Here is a 16,832-nt window from a genome sequence, read left to right as displayed (position 1 = left end):
CTGCCACCCTCCCGTTTGACAGCGAAGTGGATAGCAGCTCAACCATTGTTGGAGCGTAAGCATGCTGAAGATAGTCCCAGATCCACCCCAAAATACTCTCTGCCTTGAAGACACCCTCATCCAAGCCACGGACTACGCGCTATGCGCGGCGACCGTTGTGCATCAGGCAATGCTGCTACAGCCCAAGTCACCAGCGTCGATTCTGATGATGGCCTCGATGCATGAACTGGAGACGCTGCGAGCTTTGCTTGAGTCCGCACTGATCCAGGTGCAGATGCCCACCGAGCCTAGTACTTTGCACTGAAGCCTAAATGATGTGTCGCTCAGAAACCAAACGCCTGCAAGCCGAGCCCCGACATTGATGTGTGCAAGGCCGCAGACCGTGAAGCCTATGCAGCACTTGTGGGAGCTGGCTTGCCGGCGAGAGGCCAGCCCAGGCACTAGAGATTTCGGGGAGATTGAACAATGTCCACAGAAGAAACCACATTCACCGTCGGCAAAACCACCTTCTATCAGGGTGAAAACCAGACCCATCCGCTGTTTCGCATTGAAGCCGGTATCCCTTGCCAGAGCGCGCGGGAACAAGCATCAGAGCTGATGGGCTACGCAAGGGATATGACCTTGGATGGCTTGATGGAAGACAAGCCACAGCTGATTTGGGCCTCCCACTACCTTTGCGCTTTGGCCAAAGCGCTGATGGATGATGCGGAGCTGGGGATGATGCGCTGAATGACTCATCATTGACTGGGTGCCTTCAAGACCTATGGGACTTCCGGTTTTGAAGGCGACTCAACGACCTAGCCCCTGCCCCTTTCTTGCTAGACGTGATCCAAGATTCAGCTCCATCGATTGCGACATCAAAGCCGAACCTTCACGCAAAGGCTCCGGTGCACCGGCTGCATGAAATCCGCTCGCTTTGTACAAGTGCATCGCCGGGCGATCTGCAATCGTCACACCAAGACGGACACATGCCGCACCGCGATCTTCAGCCCATGTGATAGCCCTCTCAAGCAAGGCACTCCCGGCTCCGAGCCCACGTGCATCAGGCGCAACCCACATCTGGAAAATCTCGACAACGCTTGACTCAACGTCGGATGCCTTGCACCACACCAAGCCACACGCCTCATTATTCCAATGAGCGAAGAAAGCTTGAGCAGTGCTGGAGCTAGCGACGGCTGATACGCGGGCTCGCCAATCATCGTCGGCCCGGACTGATTCGCGCTCGTGAGTACTCGCGAACGCCTCATGAGAGTCACGTAGGGCCCGCAGACGTAGATCCCGATAAGATCGCCAATCAGATGCTGCTACAGGGCGAACAAAGAGCATACCACCTCCATTGTGCATTGCTTCAGCGAGAGCTATTGCCGTGTCAGAAGATACTCATATTATTGGATTGAACGCTGTAGCTAGGCTATATCCCGGGTACGCTTGGATGTGTATGCCTACTGAGGTTCGATGACCCATCGTCCGCGTAACATGCCTTTCAGCTCATCGACACTGAGGGTCATGTCGCGCTTGCGGTGGACTACCGCATGACAGTTGGCACATAACGTTACGAGGTCTGTCTCAGGATTCACAGCCTGTTCTCCACCAAATTTCGAGATAGGTACTACGTGATGAACGTGAATGAAGCCCTTTGCATATTCGCCGTAAGCCTGCTCGAAATCAAAACCGCATGCTTTGCAGTCAAGCCCGTGAATAGCGATGGCCTTAATCCTAAGATCTTTCCGGCGTTCGTATCGGCTTCCAAAGTAGCTTGTCTTGCTGCCTTCATTAGACGATTCAAATGTAATCGGATCGTCTTCTGACTGCGGTAGAGCAGTATCCAACCGCGGATCTAAAAGCTTCGCGTGGCTTAAGATAGCGTCGTAATCAGACTGAGAAATGAGCCGAACCCCGTCACGCCAGTAGTTACTCGCGCGGCTGCCGGGGATAGTCTCCATGTACGCGCCGTCGATTTTGGCGGGAACAGCGCTTTCAAATGGAGTGAAATTTTCAATCAAAGCAAAAAGATCACCCTTATTACTACTGCTATCTGCGTAGACCTTGCCTATACGTGCCTTGCCAAAATAGTGCGGATTGGCACTCAGACGGACCGAGGCAAAGGCTTTATCTTTGATACGCCCTTTGTAGTAAACAACCTCGGTTCCCTGAGCGAGCAAGGTTTGGTAACGCTTGGGGAAGTGATAGACAGCGCCTGTCTGGTCTTCCCACTGTGATGTATCGTTTTCAACGATGACGACGGGCATTCCATTTTCCTCTCGACTGACGGCAGAAGCCTATCAAAAAAGAGGGATTTTCCTACAGCGCAGTGGAAAAAGGACACCATTCCGGCGTGATCACAGTCGCCCTAACCGCTCAAGCGAACTCTCTGCAGGGGTGGTTTTGCGTAGCTCTCGATTCAAAAGAAGACGAAACGGCACGGCTACAGGCCGTTTCGCTCAAACCTGTCCCCAGTGCGGATTCCACGGTCATCTGGCCACCCATTCCATGAGCATCTGACCACCGATTCCACGGTGATCCGGCCACCCATTCCACGCGCATCCGGCCACTGATTCCACGGCCATCCGGCCACTCAACCGGGCAGGCAGTAACGCAGGATTTCTTCACTACCATCGACCTCTTTTTCGAAGCAGAGAGGTCGTCGTGGAGCGTTTATCCATGCGTAAGATTCGCGAAGTACTACGTCTCAAGTTCGAGGTCGGACTATCGGCTCGCCAGATTGCGGTCAGCGTGCAGGTCGGTCGTGTCACCGTCGGCGACTACCTCAATCGTTTTGCCGCCAGCGGTCTCAGTTGGCCCTGTTCGTTGTCCGATGCCGAGTTGGAGCAGCAACTGTTCCCGCCGGCCCCGGCGGTTGCCAGTGAGAAGCGGCCTTTACCCGATTGGGCATGGGTGCATGCCGAACTGCGCCGCCCCGGCGTAACCCTGGCGCTGCTCTGGCAGGAGTACCGCCTGAGCCAGCCTCAGGGCTTTCAGTACAGCTGGTTCTGTGAGCACTACCGAGCCTGGCAGGGCAAGCTGGACGTGGTGATGCGTCAGGAGCACCGCGTCGGCGAGAAGCTGTTCGTCGACTATGCCGGCCAGACGGTGCCGGTTATCGACCGCCACAGCGGCGAGATCCGCCAGGCGCAGGTGTTCGTCGCGGTGCTTGGCGCGTCCAGCTACACCTTCGCCGAAGCCACCTGGTCGCAGCAGCTGCCGGACTGGCTAGGCTCGCATACCCGTTGCTTCGCCTTCCTCGGCGGCGTGCCGGAGATCGTGGTGCCGGACAACCTGCGCAGCGCGGTGAGCAAGAGCCATCGCTACGAGCCGGACATCAACCCGAGCTACCGCGATCTGGCCGAGCATTATGGCGTGGCGGTGGTGCCGGCGCGGGCGCGTAAGCCGCGCGACAAGGCTAAGGCCGAGGTCGGCGTGCAGGTGGTCGAGCGCTGGATCCTCGCCGCGCTGAGGAACCGCCAGTTCTTCTCCCTGGACGAACTCAACACAGCCATCGCGGCGCTGCTGGACAGGCTCAACCGACGACCGTTTCGCAAGCTGCCGGGCTCCCGGCAGTCGGCCTTCGAAGCTCTGGATCGTCCGGCGCTGCGCCCCCTGCCGGAGCAACCCTACGTCTACGCCGAGTGGAAGAAGGCGCGGGTGCACATCGACTACCACGTCGAGGTCGATGGGCATTACTACTCGGTGCCGTATCAACTGGTGAAGAAGCAGCTGGAGGTGCGCCTGACGGCGCGCACCGTCGAGTTTTTCCACGCCAACCAGCGAGTGGCCAGCCACCTGCGCTCAATGCACAAGGGCCGGCACAGCACGCAGGCCGAGCACATGCCCAAGAGCCATCGCGAGCATGCCGAGTGGACGCCGCAGCGGCTGATCCGCTGGGCCGAGCAGACCGGGCCGAACACCGCCGGCGTGATCAGCCACATCCTCGAGCGGTGCATCCATCCGCAGCAGGGTTACCGGGCCTGCCTGGGCATCCTGCGCCTGGGCAAGACTCATGGCGAAGTGCGCTTGGAGCTGGCCTGCCGACGCGCCCTCAGCCTCGGCGCGTGCAGCTACAAGAGCCTCGAATCGATCCTGCGCCAGGGCCTGGAAAGCCTGCCGCTGGCTCAAGCCAACCTGCCGCTGCTGCCGGACGACCACGCCAACCTGCGCGGCCCCGGCTACTACCACTGAACACAAGGAAACTCACCATGCTGCCCCATCCGACCCTGGACAAGCTGCAAACCCTGCGCCTGCACGGCATGCTCAAGGCGCTGAACGAACAACTGAAAACCCCAGACATCGACAGCCTGAGCTTCGAGGAACGCCTCGGCCTGCTGGTCGACCGCGAGCTGACCGAACGCGATGACAAGCGCCTGAGCAGCCGCCTGCGCCAGGCCCGGCTCAAGCACAACGCCTGCCTCGAAGACATCGACTACCGTAGCCCGCGCGGACTGGATAAGGCGCTGATCCTGCAACTGAGCAGTGGCCAGTGGCTGCGCGACGGCCTCAACCTGATCATCGGCGGCCCCACCGGTGTCGGTAAAACCTGGCTGGCCTGCGCCCTGGCCCACCAGGCCTGCCGAGAGGGCTACAGCGTGCGTTACCTGCGCTTGCCGCGCCTGTTGGAAGAGCTGGGCCTGGCCCATGGCGACGGGCGCTTCGCCAAGCTGATGAGCAGCTACGCCAAGACCGACCTGCTGATCCTCGATGACTGGGGCCTGGCCCCGTTCACCGCCGAACAGCGGCGCGACATGCTGGAGCTACTGGACGACCGCTACGGCCAGCGCTCGACCATCGTCACCAGCCAGATGCCGGTGGACAACTGGCACGAGCTGATCGGCGACCCGACCCTGGCCGACGCCATCCTCGACCGCCTGGTGCACAACGCTTATCGGATCAATCTGAAGGGTGAATCAATGCGCAAACGGACGCAGAAATTGACGACGCCGGGCACCTCAGACTAACAATGCCACCCCTGCGTCGCTGCGCTCCGACTGCCCGGCCGGATGGCCGTGGAACAGGTGGCCAGATGGCCGTGGAATGCCTGGCCAGATGAGCGTGGACTGGGTGGCCGGATGGCGTGGAATCCGCACCCAGGGGAAATCGCGTTTCTGGTTGAGTTTATGAATTCCATTTCTTTCCTGCGCGCTTCGAGCCTGAAGAGGCATGACACCGGGCGAGTACCGACGGCAGCACAGCCACCAAACTTGAGGGCTGATGGCAGCTTTGGCGTCAGAAGCGCTCATCGCCGATAGCCGGCAAGATCAGCTCCCGTACGAACGAAGCCCCGGACAAGCGCAACAGCGCGTCGACCATGGTGACCACATCATGCACCGGTACCTGGCGCCGCTCGCCACGTGCTGCGGCTTGCGCCAATGGCGTGTTCAGGGAGTCGTCGGTATTCAGATAACCCAGGTGAAGCACGGTCACCGCCAGGTTGTCATCCCTGAAACCTTCGCGCAGTGCATCAGCCATGCCGTTGAGGGCGAACTTTGAGGCGCCGAACGCTACCTCCGGGCGCCCACTCTGACGAAGAGCTGAGGTCGAACCGGTGAGGATCAACTGCGGCCGGAGCGCACCAAGCAACTTGGGCACTAGCCGCCTGAGCAGAAGCAGCGTGGCCGTGATATTCACCTCGACCAGCCTGGTGATCGATTCGTCGCTGTCGTCAAGGAATGCATAGTGATCGCTGAAGGCGTGTTCTTCCCAGATGCCAACGTTGTAGATCAGGACATCCAGATCGGCAGGAGTCCGATCCGCGATCTGTGCCACAGCCGCCGTTGGCTTGGCAAGGTCGGCATCGATCCAGTGCAGATCGATGCCCGGGGCAAGGGCCAAGTCTGACGGCTGTTTGCGTGATACGCCGATCAGCGTGTCCCCTGGCTTGCCGAGCCCTTCGAGCAAAGCCCGGCCCAACCCTCTGCCGGCGCCTACGATCATCATCTTCATCTGTTGCTCCTTTTAGCTGAAATGCTCCGAGGTTCACTGGGCCGTTCAACTCCACCGCACATTCAGTACGACTGAGTGCAGCAGGATCCAGACCATCATCAGCAGATGGGTCAGTTGCAACACTTCCTGGCGCATCCAGTACCCGAACCATATCCCGCCCAGCAGCATCGCAAGCAGGAACCTGAGCGTTGCGCTCGAGGCCAAGTTCAACCAGGGCCGCGCCACCTCCAAGCCGGCGCCAAGCAGCAGTTCGTAGCACCCGATCCAGGCCGCGAGAACGGCGGCTGCCTGTGTCAGCACTATGATCGACAAGGCCAAGCGATGGATGGCGTGAGGGGTCATCGCTCGCACCAGCAGAGGGAGGCTGATTCCGGGAGGTTGGGCCAGCGGCGCCATCGACATGGTCTCCCCGATCGCCCCGGCTGAGCTGGCAAAGGCCTGCAGGTTGTTGATCAGGCTTATACTCAGCCACAGGCTAAAGCCAATGCAGCAGGTGATCTGAAAAATCAGCAGTGACGTCGGAGTGTCCATTGCTGGTCCTTTGTGAGTTCGTTTCCGAAAGCAGCGAGAGCATCCGGACGCCACTCTAAAACCCCGACTTAACTTGAGGTCAATACCGGTTTTCCAATAAGGCTGCCAGGGGCGACAACCTCAACCGTTTGTTCAAGCCACCTGTAGGTCTGAGAAGTTTGTCGAGGTCTTGAGCGACCGATTGAGCCGCGCCGATCAACGCCAGGTATTACCCACTGGAAGATCCGGGATAGAGCCAACCTGTTTGCTATGCTTTCTACTTAGGCTGGCCTGAAGGCGCCGAGCGTGTGCGGCATTGGCCAAGATGCTTGAGAATTTTCTATCCGCTTTTGTGAAAAAACGAACCAAGGAGTGGAGTAACAGAAATGCCATCTTGTCTCCTACCCTCTGGTGAGCAGATTGATGATGCAATAAAGCTCGCTCACGGCGGTCTCTATGCGGCCAAACATGGGGGGCGTGACCAAGTTGTCTATGTGCCAGCGTTATCCTGAGGAAGTTAAGACTCGGTAACATGGAGCGATGATCCCCTATACGAGATCGCCTCATCTGGACAGGCGCTCGCTAAACGAACGTTCGATGGTCGAAAGGCGCAGTCGTTCGCGTCATGCAACTTGGGGCATGGGCTCGTGCCTCCTCCTGCGCTGTTACGCGCCGTTGTTCTTCCTGTCGGGCGTATCGATCACCAAGTACTTCAGCAAGGCATTCGCCACTTTCTCTCTCCGCAGAAGCCTCGGTAGCTTCCGCCCGTTCTACCGATTATCCACCCTGCTAGGGCCGTGCTCGTCGGGGCTATTCTTTTCCGAAAAGGAAGGCGTGAGCGACCGGAGCTTGGGATAAGACAGTATTGAGGTAGCGCCCTGAGCTTCGGCATTGAGCGGCGCTGGAACTCAGCGGGTCCCGGCGAGCCACGAGATTCACTGATGCCGCTTGGGTGAGGGAGCATTGATAGAGGCGGCAACCAAAGTTTCAGCGACGGACTCGCGTGGACCGACGCTGACAATTTTGAAGAGGAGGCAGGCGTAAAACCCTGAGAGGTCACGCAAAAATCACGCATATGAAAAAGGCCATCCCTTTCGGAAATGGCCTAAGTCATTGAAATATATGGTCGGGACGGAGTGATTCGAACACTCGACCCCTTGCACCCCATGCAAGTGCGCTACCGGGCTGCGCTACGCCCCGACTGGGCTTTGAAGCATGTCCTCAATGTTGCTGAGGACGTTGAAGAATGTACCCTAACCATCTGATAAGTGGAAGCTTTTTCTTAAAAAAATTCCACCTATGCGAAAGATCTCACTTCTTCAAAACCACCAACACATCCTCCAACTCAACAATCATCTGCCGAATCAGCTGCTTGTACTGGCTGGATTCATCCTTAGCCTCATCACTGGAGAGCCGTAACCGGGCCCCGCCAATGGTGAACCCCTGGTCATAAAGCAGCGCACGAATCTGTCGGATCATCAGCACATCCTGCCGCTGGTAATACCGCCGGTTCCCCCGCCGCTTCACAGGGTTAAGCTGGTCGAACTCCTGCTCCCAATACCGCAGCACGTGTGGCTTTACAGCACACAGCTCGCTGACTTCACCAATGGTGAAGTAGCGTTTGCCCGGTATGGGGGGCAGTTCGTCGTTATGGCTTGGTTCCAGCATAGGCCTCAACCCGGGCCTTCAACTTCTGCCCTGGACGAAAGGTGACGACGCGCCGTGCAGTGATCGGGATCTCTTCCCCTGTTTTAGGGTTGCGGCCCGGCCGCTGGCGTTTGTCGCGAAGGTCGAAGTTGCCGAAACCGGACAGCTTCACCTGCTCGTTCTCTTCAAGTGCGTGCCGAATTTCTTCGAAAAACAGCTCGACCAGCTCCTTGGCCTCACGCTTGTTAAGCCCCAGCTCCTCGTACAGCCTTTCGGCCATCTCAGCTTTCGTCAGAGCACCCATGCCGTTATTTCCTTAACGTGGTGTTCAACCTTTGTTCGAGCGAGGTGAGGATGTTTTGCAGGGTAGTGTTCACCTCATCGTCGTTAAGAGTGCGCGATGGATGCTGCCAGGTCAAGCCAACGGCAAGGCTTTTTCTATCAGGATCAATGCCTTTACCTTGGTAGACATCAAACAGCCTGAGGTCTGTGAGCCATTCGCCTGCATTGTCACGAATTAATTCAAGCACCGCGCTAGAAGCTACATCACGTCCTGCAATCAAAGCCAGGTCGCGACGGGTTTCCGGGAACTTGGACAGCTCGCTGAATTTCGGCAGGCGGCCTTCGACCACGTCGCCCAGCACCAGCTCGAACAGGAACACCGGGCGATCCAGGCCCAGGGCTTTGGCCAGCTCTGGGTGGATGGCGCCAAGGTAGCCGACCAGTTTGCCGTCGCGCTCGATAGCGGCGGTCTGGCCTGGGTGCAGGGCTGGGTGTTTGCCGGCGCTGAAGGTGAAGTCGCTCAGGGCGCCGGAGTAGCCCAGCAGGGCTTCGACGTCGGCTTTTACGTCGAAGAAGTCGACGCCGTCGCGGCCGTTGGCCCAGCCTTCTGGCAGGCGGCTGCCGGTGATTACGCCGGCAATCATTGGCTGCTGTTGCAGGTCACCCAGTTGGCCGACGAAGCGCAGGCCGCTTTCGAACAGGCGCACGCGGTCTTGCTGGCGGTTCAGGTTGTGCTGCAGTGCCTTGACCAGGCCCGGCCACAGCGAGGCGCGCATGGCGGCCATGTCGCTGGAAATGGGGTTGGCCAGCAACAGCGGCTCTACGCCCGGGCTGAACAGTTCGAACAGTTTCGGGTCGATGAAACTGTAGGTGATGGCTTCCTGGTAGCCGCGGGCAACCAGCAGGCGGCGCAGGGTCGGCAGGTCACCGCGGGTTTCCGGCTTGCCTTTTGGCGCCAGGCGGGCTTGCGGGTAGCGAACCGGCAGGTTGTTGTAGCCGTACAGGCGGGCCAGCTCTTCGATCAGGTCCACTTCCAGGCTGATGTCGAAGCGGTGGCTCGGGACGTTGACGGTCCACTGCGCTACACCTTCAGAGCCGCCACTCTTGGTGGTGGTCAGCTCCAGAGCGTTGAGCAGTTGCTCGACCTGGGCTGGGTCCATTTCCATGCCGAGCATCTGGGTGATGCGTTCGGCGCGCAGGGTGACGGGGGCCACTTTTGGCAGGTGTTGCTCGCTGACAGCTTCAACGACCGGGCCGGCTTCGCCGCCAACGATGTCCAGCAGCAGCTGGGTGGCGCGCTCGATAGCTTCGCGGGCCAGCTGCGAGTCGACGCCGCGCTCGTAGCGGTGCGAGGCATCGGTGTGCAGGCCGTAGGAACGGGCTTTACCGGCAACGGAAATCGGCTCGAAGAAGGCGCTTTCCAGGAACAGGTCGCGGGTTTTTTCGGTGTTCACACCGCTGTGCTCGCCACCCATGACGCCGGCGATGGCCAGGGCGCGGGTGTGGTCGGCGATTACCAGGGTGTCTGCGCGCAGGGCAACTTCCTGGCCGTCGAGCAGGACGAGTTTTTCGCCCTCTTCGGCCATGCGTACGCGGATGCCGCCGTTGATTTCTGCCAGGTCGAAGGCGTGCATCGGCTGGCCGAGTTCGAGCATCACGTAGTTGGTGATGTCGACGGCGGCGTCGATGCTGCGCACATCGCTGCGGCGCAGGCGTTCGACCATCCACAGTGGGGTCGGCTTGCTCAGGTCGACGTTACGGATAACGCGGCCCAGGTAGCGTGGGCAGGCAGCCGGGGCGCTGACCTCGACCGGGCGCACTTCGTCGTGGGCAGGCGCTACGGCAGGCACCACCGGGCGGGTGACCGGGGTGTCATACAACGCGCTGACGTCGCGGGCCAGGCCGGCGATGGACAGGCAGTCACCGCGGTTGGGCGTCAGGCCGATCTCGATGCTGGCGTCGTCCAAGCTCAGGTAGGTGCGAATGTTTTCGCCAACCGGGGCATCAGCCGCCAGCTCCAGCAGGCCGTCGTTCTCTTCGCTGATTTCCAGCTCGGCCGCCGAGCACAGCATGCCGAAGGACTCGACGCCGCGCAGCTTGGCCTTCTTGATCTTGAAGTCGCCAGACAGCTCGGCGCCGATCATGGCGAACGGCACCTTGATGCCTGGGCGGGCGTTAGGGGCGCCGCACACGACCTGGAAAGTTTCCTGGCCGTTGCTCACCTGGCACACGCGCAGCTTGTCGGCGTCCGGGTGCTGTTCGGTGGCGAGGATTTCGCCCACGACAATGCCGCTGAACTGGCCGGCAGCGGGGGTAACGCTGTCGACTTCGAGGCCGGCCATGGACAGGCGGGCGACCAGTTCGTCACGGGAGACTTGCGGGTTTACCCAACCGCGCAGCCACTGTTCACTGAATTTCATGCTGTTCTCCTAGAATGTGCGTCGATTGGGCCTAGCGGAATTGGGCAAGGAACCGCAGGTCGTTGTCGAAGAACAGACGCAAATCGTTGACGCCATAGCGCAGCATGGCCAGGCGCTCGGCGCCCATGCCGAAGGCGAAGCCCTGGAACTCTTCAGGGTCGATGCCGGACATGCGCAGCACGCTCGGGTGCACCATGCCGCAGCCCATTACTTCCAGCCAGCCGGTTTGCTTGCACACGCGGCAGCCGTTGCCGGAACACATCACGCACTGGATGTCGACTTCGGCGGAAGGCTCGGTGAAGGGGAAGAACGACGGGCGGAAACGCACCGCCAGTTCTTTTTCGAAGAACACCCGCAGGAATTCTTCGATAGTGCCCTTGAGGTCGGCGAAGTTGATATCGCGATCGATCAGCAGGCCTTCGACCTGGTGGAACATCGGCGAGTGGGTGATATCCGAGTCACAGCGGTATACGCGGCCCGGGCATACAATGCGGATGGGCGGCTGGGTGGACTCCATGGTCCGCACCTGCACCGGCGAGGTGTGGGTGCGCAGCAGCATGTTGGCATTGAAGTAGAAGGTATCGTGCATCGCCCGCGCCGGGTGGTGGCCAGGGATGTTGAGCGCTTCGAAGTTGTGGTAGTCGTCTTCGACCTCTGGGCCTTCGGCAATGCCGTAGCCGATGTGGGTGAAGAACTGCTCGATGCGCTCGAGTGTACGGGTGATCGGGTGCAGGCCACCGGTGGCCTGGCCGCGGCCTGGCAGGGTGACGTCAATGCATTCGGCAGCCAGGCGAGCGCTGAGCTCGGCTTCTTCAAAGGCAGCCTTGCGGGCATTGAGCACAACGGTGACGCGCTCTTTGGCGTCGTTGATCAGCGCGCCGACTTTCGGCCGCTCTTCGGCTGGCAGGTTGCCCAGGGTCTTCATCACCTGGGTCAGTTCGCCCTTCTTGCCGAGATAATTAACCCGGATCTGTTCCAGGGCATTGATGTCTTCAGCGCGCTCCACGGCCTCTAGGGCTTGGGAGACCAGCGCATCCAGGTTTTCCATGTACAGACTCCAGATACGAAAATAGGGGAAGAGCTTTGAAGGCTCTTCCCCTATCGATGACGTTCAATGCCCGACGGCGCTAGCGCCGCCGGGTGATTGTCGCGGGTACTTAAGCCAGAACGGCTTTAGCTTTCTCGACAATCGCAGCAAACGCCGCTTTTTCGTTCACTGCCAGATCGGCCAGAACCTTACGGTCGATTTCGATCGAAGCCTTTTTCAGGCCAGCAATCAGACGGCTGTAGGACAGACCGTTATTGCGGGCACCGGCGTTGATACGAGCGATCCACAGTGCGCGGAACTGACGCTTCTTCTGGCGACGGTCGCGGTAGGCGTATTGGCCTGCCTTGATGACCGCTTGCTTGGCTACGCGGAATACGCGCGAGCGTGCACCGTAGTAACCTTTAGCCAGTTTCAGAATTTTCTTGTGACGCTTACGAGCGATGACGCCACGCTTAACACGAGCCATGAGTAACTTCCTCTATCTTAACCAGAATTAACGAACGCGCAGCATGCGCTCGACTTTTGCCACGTCAGACGGGTGCAGCAAGCTGGCACCGCGCAGTTGACGCTTACGCTTGGTCGACATTTTGGTCAGGATGTGGCTCTTGAAAGCGTGCTTGTGCTTGAAGCCCGAAGCTGTCTTCAGGAAGCGCTTCGCAGCACCGCTTTTGGTTTTCATTTTTGGCATGTTGGAACTCCGCATTCGATAAAATTACACATAATCATCAGGCCTGCCGTGCCCGGGAGATTACTTCTTTTTCTTGGGGGCGATGACCATCATAAGCTGGCGTCCTTCCATCTTCGGATGCTGCTCAACGGTGCCGTATTCAAGCAGGTCATTTTCAACCCGCTTCAACAGCTCCATGCCCAGCTCCTGGTGGGCCATCTCACGACCACGGAATCTCAGAGAGATCTTGGCCTTGTCCCCATCGGTAAGGAAACGTACCAGGTTGCGTAGTTTTACCTGGTAATCCCCATCCTCCGTCCCTGGACGAAACTTGATTTCTTTGATCTGGATCTGCTTCTGGTTTTTCTTGGCTTCGTTGGCCTGCTTCTTCTTCTCGAAGAGGTGCTTGCCGTAGTCCATGACCTTGCAGACGGGCGGTACCGCGTCTGCAGAGATTTCTACCAGGTCCAGCTTCGCTTCATCAGCGATACGCAGCGCTTCATCAATCGAGACGATGCCAACCTGCTCGCCGTCTGCGCCAATTAACCGAACCTCGCGGGCCGAGATATTCTCGTTGATCGGGGCCTTCGGTACAGCACGCTTATCGTTTCTCATTTCACGCTTAATAGTCATTACTCCGATTCTTGGCGACCACGCCGGGAAACCGCTTGTGTCAGAAGCTCAGCGAATTGGGCGACGGGCATGGAGCCCAGGTCTGCGCCTTCGCGAGTACGCACTGCAACGGTCTGCGTTTCGACTTCGCGATCCCCTATAACCAAAAGGTACGGGACCTTGAGCAAAGTATGCTCGCGGATTTTAAAGCCGATCTTCTCATTTCTCAAGTCCGACTTGGCACGGAAACCGCTACCGTTCAGAGATTTCTCAACCTCGAGGGCGAAATCGGCCTGTTTGTCGGTGATATTCATGATCACCGCCTGGGTCGGTGCCAGCCACGCCGGGAACACACCCGCGTAGTGCTCGATCAGCATGCCGATAAAGCGCTCGAACGAACCGAGGATGGCGCGGTGCAGCATGACCGGGCGAACACGGCTGTTATCTTCGGCGATATAGCTGGCATCCAGACGCTCTGGCAGGTTCGGGTCGTACTGCAGGGTACCACACTGCCAGTTACGGCCGAGGCAGTCGCGCAGGGTAAACTCGATTTTCGGGCCATAGAAAGCGCCCTCGCCTGGCTGGTATTCCCACTCCAGGCCCGATTCGTTCAGGGCGTCGGCCAGTGCCGATTCGGCACGGTCCCACAGCTCTTCAGAACCGACACGCTTGGCCGGACGGGTAGACAACTTCATGGCGATATCGCTGAAGCCGAAGTCTTTGTACACGTCCAGGGTCAGCTTGATGAAGTCGGCGGCTTCTTTCTTCACCTGGTCTTCGGTGCAGAAGATGTGCGCGTCGTCCTGCACGAAGCCACGCACGCGCATGATGCCGTGCAGGGCGCCGGACGGCTCGTTACGGTGGCAGGCACCAAACTCGGCCAGGCGCAGCGGCAGGTCGCGGTAGCTTTTCAGGCCCTGGTTGAACACCTGCACGTGGCACGGGCAGTTCATCGGTTTTACCGCGTAGTCACGGCTTTCCGACGACGTGGTGAACATGTTCTCGGCGTAGTTGGACCAATGCCCGGAACGCTCCCAGAGAATACGGTCAACAACCTGCGGGGTCTTGATTTCCAGGTAGCCGTTGGCGCGCTGAACCTGGCGCATGTACTGCTCAAGCACCTGGTATACAGTCCAGCCGTTGGCATGCCAGAACACCATGCCCGGGGCTTCTTCCTGCAGGTGGAACAAGTCGAGCTGCTTGCCGATCTTGCGATGGTCGCGTTTTTCGGCTTCTTCGATGCGCTGAACGTAGGCAGCCAGCTGCTTTTTGTCGGCCCAGGCGGTGCCGTACACGCGCTGCAGCTGCTCGTTCTTGGCATCACCGCGCCAGTAGGCACCGGACAGCTTGGTCAGCTTGAATGCCTTGAGGAAGCGGGTGTTCGGCACGTGCGGGCCACGGCACATGTCGACATATTCTTCGTGATAATACAGGCCCATGGCCTGCTCATCCGGCATGTCCTCGACCAGGCGCAGCTTGTAGTCTTCGCCACGGGCCTTGAACACATCGATGACTTCGGCGCGCGGGGTCACTTTCTTGACCACGTCGTAGTCTTTCTCGATCAGCTCCATCATGCGCTTTTCGATGGCAGCCATGTCTTCAGGGGTGAAGGGGCGCTCGTAGGCGATGTCGTAATAGAAGCCTTCATCGATAACCGGGCCGATGACCATCTTGGCGGTCGGGTACAGCTGCTTCACTGCGTGGCCGACCAAGTGGGCGCACGAGTGACGGATGATCTCCAGTCCCTCTTCATCTTTAGGGGTGATGATCTGCAGGGTGGCGTCGTGGCTGATCAGGTCGCACGCGTCGACCAGTTTGCCATCGACCTTGCCGGCGACCGTGGCCTTGGCCAGGCCGGCACCGATGGATGCGGCTACGTCGGCGACGGATACGGCGTGGTCAAACGAACGTTGACTGCCATCGGGAAGAGTAATAATGGGCATGGCGCCTCCTCTCCTAGTGGTGACCCCTACCAAAGGTCACGTGGGTTGGGATGAGCCAGTACAAGATCCGACCTGCCTTCCTTCATAAGGAAGCCTGCCTCACAGTGGCAGAAGCCTTTCGGCTTGCAAGGGACGAACCAGAGTGACTGGAAAGAAAAAAGATAGCTGCAGCCGGCACAGCGCGACTACAAGCCGGGCATGCTAGCACGCGGGTTGCGCCCCAGGCAGAAATATTTGGAAATTGCACCGCAGCGGTGAACTATCGCGGAAAAATACGGCTCAGACCTTAGGAAGCAACCTACTCTTGATGAGACCTTGACCCAAGGAGTAACTGGTTATGCGAGTTCCGTCTCTTCTGGCCCTGGCGGCCGCTGGCGCCCTGCTGCTGCCCGTGGCTGCGAACGCTGGCAACTTCCCCGCCGGGAAGGAGGCCGCCTACACCGCCCAGTGCACGCAAGTGGCCGGCAGCCAGGGCGTTGACGCTGCCACCGCGAAAAAACACTGCGACTGCGGCGCACGAGCCATCGAAAAGAATTTCACCGACGCCGAGATTGCCGACCTTAACAGCAACGATGGCGTTGACGCCAAGCTGATGCAGAAGGCCCAGACTGTGGTGCAACAGGCCTGCGCACCGAAGCGCTGAACCCTTAAAGCCGGTGACCGCCGGTAACTATTTTGCGTTAGATCAACATCTGGTGAAGGTAAAAGGCGCTAGTTCTGCAGAATTAGACTATGATGTCCTCTGTGCCAGACAGCTCAGGCGTCTAGGCACTTCGAAAAATTTCAAGTTTCTGGAGATTCATCCCATGTCCAATCGCCAAACCGGCACCGTCAAATGGTTCAATGATGAGAAAGGCTTCGGCTTCATCACCCCACAAGGCGGCGGCGACGACCTGTTCGTTCACTTCAAAGCCATCGAATCCGACGGCTTCAAGAGCCTGAAAGAAGGTCAGACTGTTTCCTTCGTCGCCGAGCGCGGTCAGAAGGGCATGCAGGCTGCTCAGGTTCGTCCGGAGTAATTCGGAAGCTGTGAAAAAACCCGCCCTTGTGGCGGGTTTTTTTATGGGCGCAGACCAGGCGGCACACGCTGCTCTTTGCTTCAGGCGGTGAAGCTAAAAACCTGGGGCCGCTTTGCGGCCCTTTCCGGCCGGTCCGGCGCCCCGGCAAGGCCGCTCCTACAGGGACCGCATGGGCCTTTGGAGCTGCATCAACCGCAGTTGACGCGGGTTACCTTGCCCTGCTCGTCCACGTTCAGGTTCAGGCGTTCGGAGCGGTACTCCAGGGTTACCACGTCGTGCGGCTTGAGAATGCGTGCCATCTGCGAGCCACTGGCCTTGCGTGCCTGCTCCAGCAGCTCGGCGCTGGCAGGCTTGCCAATGGCAAAATCGGCGCCACTGGCATCGCAGCGGCCGTCATTGGCTACAGGCGAAGCTGGCACAGCACCACCATCGGCGTTGCCACCAGTGCTGCAACCAGCCAGGACAGCAGCCACCGCCAGGGTTGCCAGGTAAGCACGGGTACGGAACATGAAGCCTCCTAAATAGGTCCGGGAACTGTCTGTTCCGACAGCTCCGCTGGGTATTCGTTGCAAAACCGGTCAAGTCTGCCTGAACTCTGGCAGCGAGGCGAAAAGCAATCGTGACCGGATTTTGCACAACCCACTGCGTTTGCCATATGCTTAGCGCGCACAGTCACTGGCGCAAAGCCATGATTTACTGCAAGAAGTGGAGCGCATCCCGCCTCCATCGAACACCAGGGTCAGGTGTTCA

General features: G+C 59.1%; 19 protein-coding genes, 1 tRNA gene and 2 pseudogenes. 7 read left to right on the top strand and 15 right to left on the bottom strand.

Going from position 1 to position 16,832, the window contains the following annotated elements; genetic code table 11:
* Nucleotides 1-61 precede the first annotated feature (61 nt).
* Together J3A71_RS12240 and J3A71_RS12235 are read left to right on the top strand one after the other, a co-directional pair.
* Entirely contained in the window at nucleotides 62-304 is a 243-nt protein-coding gene (locus J3A71_RS12240) for a hypothetical protein (RefSeq protein ID WP_096426259.1), read from the top strand.
* Between the two features lie 161 nt (nucleotides 305-465).
* A complete protein-coding gene (locus J3A71_RS12235) occupies nucleotides 466-729 on the top strand; it encodes a DUF3077 domain-containing protein (RefSeq protein ID WP_016487735.1) in 264 nt (87 codons plus the stop codon).
* A gap of 60 nt (nucleotides 730-789) precedes the next feature.
* On the opposite strand, the gene J3A71_RS12230 is transcribed toward J3A71_RS12235, so the two are convergent.
* Both J3A71_RS12230 and J3A71_RS12225 read right to left on the bottom strand, forming a co-directional pair.
* Nucleotides 790-1,344: a GNAT family N-acetyltransferase gene (locus J3A71_RS12230; RefSeq protein WP_096426260.1), complete on the bottom strand. Its 555-nt coding sequence runs from the start codon at nucleotides 1,342-1,344 to the stop codon at nucleotides 790-792.
* Nucleotides 1,345-1,442: 98 nt separating this feature from the next.
* A complete protein-coding gene (locus J3A71_RS12225; RefSeq protein ID WP_102667834.1) occupies nucleotides 1,443-2,249 on the bottom strand; it encodes an HNH endonuclease in 807 nt (268 codons plus the stop codon).
* A 412-nt stretch (nucleotides 2,250-2,661) separates the two neighbouring features.
* Between J3A71_RS12225 and istA the strand changes: the two genes are divergently transcribed.
* Both istA and istB read left to right on the top strand, forming a co-directional pair.
* Complete coding sequence (istA, locus tag J3A71_RS12220; protein WP_209952938.1) at nucleotides 2,662-4,176, top strand: IS21 family transposase; 1,515 nt, start codon at nucleotides 2,662-2,664, stop codon at nucleotides 4,174-4,176.
* Nucleotides 4,177-4,193: 17 nt separating this feature from the next.
* Nucleotides 4,194-4,949, top strand: a complete 756-nt coding sequence (istB, locus tag J3A71_RS12215; protein ID WP_045107743.1) for an IS21-like element ISPpu7 family helper ATPase IstB — start codon at nucleotides 4,194-4,196, stop codon at nucleotides 4,947-4,949.
* A gap of 268 nt (nucleotides 4,950-5,217) precedes the next feature.
* Here the strand turns inward: istB and J3A71_RS12210 are convergent, their stop codons facing one another.
* Nucleotides 5,218-5,934 (bottom strand): SDR family oxidoreductase, encoded by a 717-nt coding sequence (locus tag J3A71_RS12210; protein WP_096426262.1) that lies wholly within the window; start codon nucleotides 5,932-5,934, stop codon nucleotides 5,218-5,220.
* A 45-nt stretch (nucleotides 5,935-5,979) separates the two neighbouring features.
* Nucleotides 5,980-6,465 carry a DUF2165 domain-containing protein gene (locus J3A71_RS12205; protein WP_016487738.1) on the bottom strand — a complete coding sequence of 162 codons (486 nt, stop codon included), beginning with the start codon at nucleotides 6,463-6,465 and terminating at the stop codon, nucleotides 5,980-5,982.
* Between the two features lie 377 nt (nucleotides 6,466-6,842).
* Here J3A71_RS12205 and J3A71_RS31745 point away from each other — a divergent pair.
* Nucleotides 6,843-6,956, top strand: a pseudogene (locus J3A71_RS31745) (GGDEF domain-containing protein); the annotation flags it as partial.
* A 70-nt stretch (nucleotides 6,957-7,026) separates the two neighbouring features.
* Here the strand turns inward: J3A71_RS31745 and J3A71_RS31390 are convergent.
* The 10 genes and pseudogenes from J3A71_RS31390 to thrS form a co-directional block, all read right to left on the bottom strand.
* Nucleotides 7,027-7,206 (bottom strand): annotated as a pseudogene (locus tag J3A71_RS31390) (DUF2514 family protein); the annotation flags it as partial.
* Between the two features lie 361 nt (nucleotides 7,207-7,567).
* Nucleotides 7,568-7,644: transfer RNA gene (locus tag J3A71_RS12195), tRNA-Pro, on the bottom strand.
* A 111-nt stretch (nucleotides 7,645-7,755) separates the two neighbouring features.
* Nucleotides 7,756-8,112, bottom strand: a complete 357-nt coding sequence (locus J3A71_RS12190) for a MerR family transcriptional regulator (RefSeq protein ID WP_003250681.1) — start codon at nucleotides 8,110-8,112, stop codon at nucleotides 7,756-7,758.
* On the bottom strand, nucleotides 8,093-8,395 hold the full coding sequence (ihfA, locus tag J3A71_RS12185; RefSeq protein ID WP_003250679.1) for an integration host factor subunit alpha: 303 nt from the start codon (nucleotides 8,393-8,395) through the stop codon (nucleotides 8,093-8,095). Before ihfA ends, J3A71_RS12190 begins: the two co-directional genes overlap by 20 nt.
* 4 nt (nucleotides 8,396-8,399) lie before the next feature.
* Nucleotides 8,400-10,793 (bottom strand): phenylalanine--tRNA ligase subunit beta, encoded by a 2,394-nt coding sequence (gene pheT / locus J3A71_RS12180; protein WP_016487882.1) that lies wholly within the window; start codon nucleotides 10,791-10,793, stop codon nucleotides 8,400-8,402.
* A 31-nt stretch (nucleotides 10,794-10,824) separates the two neighbouring features.
* Complete coding sequence (gene pheS / locus J3A71_RS12175) at nucleotides 10,825-11,841, bottom strand: phenylalanine--tRNA ligase subunit alpha (RefSeq protein WP_016487883.1); 1,017 nt, start codon at nucleotides 11,839-11,841, stop codon at nucleotides 10,825-10,827.
* Nucleotides 11,842-11,950: 109 nt separating this feature from the next.
* A complete protein-coding gene (gene rplT, locus J3A71_RS12170) occupies nucleotides 11,951-12,307 on the bottom strand; it encodes a 50S ribosomal protein L20 (protein ID WP_009394046.1) in 357 nt (118 codons plus the stop codon).
* Between the two features lie 27 nt (nucleotides 12,308-12,334).
* On the bottom strand, nucleotides 12,335-12,529 hold the full coding sequence (gene rpmI, locus J3A71_RS12165; protein ID WP_003250667.1) for a 50S ribosomal protein L35: 195 nt from the start codon (nucleotides 12,527-12,529) through the stop codon (nucleotides 12,335-12,337).
* Between the two features lie 60 nt (nucleotides 12,530-12,589).
* Nucleotides 12,590-13,141 (bottom strand): translation initiation factor IF-3, encoded by a 552-nt coding sequence (gene infC / locus J3A71_RS12160; RefSeq protein WP_016487884.1) that lies wholly within the window; start codon nucleotides 13,139-13,141, stop codon nucleotides 12,590-12,592.
* Nucleotides 13,141-15,063, bottom strand: coding sequence for a threonine--tRNA ligase (thrS, locus tag J3A71_RS12155; RefSeq protein WP_016487885.1), 1,923 nt, complete (start codon nucleotides 15,061-15,063; stop codon nucleotides 13,141-13,143). Before thrS ends, infC begins: the two co-directional genes overlap by 1 nt.
* 337 nt (nucleotides 15,064-15,400) lie before the next feature.
* On the opposite strand from thrS, the gene J3A71_RS12150 reads away from it, so the two are divergent.
* Both J3A71_RS12150 and J3A71_RS12145 read left to right on the top strand, forming a co-directional pair.
* Nucleotides 15,401-15,706: a hypothetical protein gene (locus J3A71_RS12150; protein ID WP_023049112.1), complete on the top strand. Its 306-nt coding sequence runs from the start codon at nucleotides 15,401-15,403 to the stop codon at nucleotides 15,704-15,706.
* Nucleotides 15,707-15,869: 163 nt separating this feature from the next.
* The gene (locus tag J3A71_RS12145) at nucleotides 15,870-16,082 is read left to right on the top strand and encodes a cold-shock protein (protein WP_012273095.1); all 213 of its coding nucleotides are present in this window, start codon (nucleotides 15,870-15,872) and stop codon (nucleotides 16,080-16,082) included.
* Nucleotides 16,083-16,270: 188 nt separating this feature from the next.
* Here the strand turns inward: J3A71_RS12145 and J3A71_RS12140 are convergent, their stop codons facing one another.
* On the bottom strand, nucleotides 16,271-16,591 hold the full coding sequence (locus J3A71_RS12140) for an I78 family peptidase inhibitor (protein ID WP_016487887.1): 321 nt from the start codon (nucleotides 16,589-16,591) through the stop codon (nucleotides 16,271-16,273).
* Between the last annotated feature and the right edge of the window lie 241 nt (nucleotides 16,592-16,832).

Origin of the sequence: Pseudomonas sp. PvP089 (assembly GCF_017875165.1) — a bacterium.
Taxonomy (GTDB): domain Bacteria; phylum Pseudomonadota; class Gammaproteobacteria; order Pseudomonadales; family Pseudomonadaceae; genus Aquipseudomonas; species Aquipseudomonas fortuita.
This window is presented reverse-complemented; position numbering and strand designations above follow the sequence as displayed.

Bases quoted from the DNA above. Each gene is read 5' to 3' on its own strand.
- J3A71_RS12240 (WP_096426259.1), top strand. From the start codon at position 62: ATGCTGAAGATAGTCCCAGATCCACCCCAAAATACTCTCTGCCTTGAA.
- J3A71_RS12235 (WP_016487735.1), top strand. From the start codon at position 466: ATGTCCACAGAAGAAACCACATTCACCGTCGGCAAAACCACCTTCTAT.
- J3A71_RS12230 (WP_096426260.1), bottom strand. From the start codon at position 1,344: ATGCACAATGGAGGTGGTATGCTCTTTGTTCGCCCTGTAGCAGCATCT.
- J3A71_RS12225 (WP_102667834.1), bottom strand. From the start codon at position 2,249: ATGCCCGTCGTCATCGTTGAAAACGATACATCACAGTGGGAAGACCAG.
- istA (WP_209952938.1), top strand. From the start codon at position 2,662: ATGCGTAAGATTCGCGAAGTACTACGTCTCAAGTTCGAGGTCGGACTA.
- istB (WP_045107743.1), top strand. From the start codon at position 4,194: ATGCTGCCCCATCCGACCCTGGACAAGCTGCAAACCCTGCGCCTGCAC.
- J3A71_RS12210 (WP_096426262.1), bottom strand. From the start codon at position 5,934: ATGAAGATGATGATCGTAGGCGCCGGCAGAGGGTTGGGCCGGGCTTTG.
- J3A71_RS12205 (WP_016487738.1), bottom strand. From the start codon at position 6,465: ATGGACACTCCGACGTCACTGCTGATTTTTCAGATCACCTGCTGCATT.
- J3A71_RS12190 (WP_003250681.1), bottom strand. From the start codon at position 8,112: ATGCTGGAACCAAGCCATAACGACGAACTGCCCCCCATACCGGGCAAA.
- ihfA (WP_003250679.1), bottom strand. From the start codon at position 8,395: ATGGGTGCTCTGACGAAAGCTGAGATGGCCGAAAGGCTGTACGAGGAG.
- pheT (WP_016487882.1), bottom strand. From the start codon at position 10,793: ATGAAATTCAGTGAACAGTGGCTGCGCGGTTGGGTAAACCCGCAAGTC.
- pheS (WP_016487883.1), bottom strand. From the start codon at position 11,841: ATGGAAAACCTGGATGCGCTGGTCTCCCAAGCCCTAGAGGCCGTGGAG.
- rplT (WP_009394046.1), bottom strand. From the start codon at position 12,307: ATGGCTCGTGTTAAGCGTGGCGTCATCGCTCGTAAGCGTCACAAGAAA.
- rpmI (WP_003250667.1), bottom strand. From the start codon at position 12,529: ATGCCAAAAATGAAAACCAAAAGCGGTGCTGCGAAGCGCTTCCTGAAG.
- infC (WP_016487884.1), bottom strand. From the start codon at position 13,141: ATGACTATTAAGCGTGAAATGAGAAACGATAAGCGTGCTGTACCGAAG.
- thrS (WP_016487885.1), bottom strand. From the start codon at position 15,063: ATGCCCATTATTACTCTTCCCGATGGCAGTCAACGTTCGTTTGACCAC.
- J3A71_RS12150 (WP_023049112.1), top strand. From the start codon at position 15,401: ATGCGAGTTCCGTCTCTTCTGGCCCTGGCGGCCGCTGGCGCCCTGCTG.
- J3A71_RS12145 (WP_012273095.1), top strand. From the start codon at position 15,870: ATGTCCAATCGCCAAACCGGCACCGTCAAATGGTTCAATGATGAGAAA.
- J3A71_RS12140 (WP_016487887.1), bottom strand. From the start codon at position 16,591: ATGTTCCGTACCCGTGCTTACCTGGCAACCCTGGCGGTGGCTGCTGTC.